Genomic DNA, 727 nt, shown 5'->3' with positions numbered 1-727 from the left:
ATGGGTCTAACCTTACCCTCTCGGGTAAACGTGCCGACGCCCTGAGAAAGCAGATCAAAGCCTTGTACGGCTTTCCCGAAAGTCTGTTCTCGGTTAGCGGACGGGGCGAGGACTGGGCGATGCTCGATACATTGGTTAGCCAGTCTTATATGCAGGATAAGTATGCCCTGCTTGAAATTATCCGTGCCGGTATCTATGACTACGACCAGAAAGAGCAACGCCTGAAAGCCCTGAACGGTGGCTCAGCCTACCGTTACCTATTAGAGAATATCTATCCGCAGCTTCGCCGCACGGATTACCAGTTGCACTATACGGTTGCCCCTTTTACCATAGAGAAAGGCAAAGAAGTATTCAAACGTAACCCGGGCAATCTCTCCTTAAACGAGATGTTCCTCATTGCGAACACTTATGAGCCGGGCACCGCTGCTTTTAACGAAGTCTTTGAAACAGCGGCACGGCTCTTCCCTGGGGATGATGTGGCAAACCTGAATGCCGCTGCCAGCGCGCTGGCGCGCAAAGATGCCGCTTCGGCGGCCCGTTACCTGGCGCGGGTAAACCAGCGTACCGCCGACTGGTGGAACAATGCCGGGATACTGGCCTATCTGGAAAAGGATATGAAGCGGGCAGGTGATTGCTTCGCCCGGGCACAGGCGGAAGGAAACAAGGAGGCCGGGCGTAATGCACAGGAGTTGGAGAAAAGCCAAGCCTCACCCCAGCCCTCTCCAAA

The 727-nt window shown here is 54.6% G+C and carries 1 pseudogene; it reads left to right on the top strand.

Annotated elements, in window-relative coordinates:
• Positions 1 to 727 (top strand): annotated as a pseudogene (locus D0T87_RS23695) (hypothetical protein); the annotation flags it as partial.

It is taken from the genome of Bacteroides sp. 51, from assembly GCF_010500965.1.
In the GTDB taxonomy this organism is placed as follows: domain Bacteria; phylum Bacteroidota; class Bacteroidia; order Bacteroidales; family Bacteroidaceae; genus Bacteroides.
The sequence above is the reverse complement of the archived record's forward strand: the minus strand, read 5'-3'. Positions and strand labels throughout refer to the sequence as shown.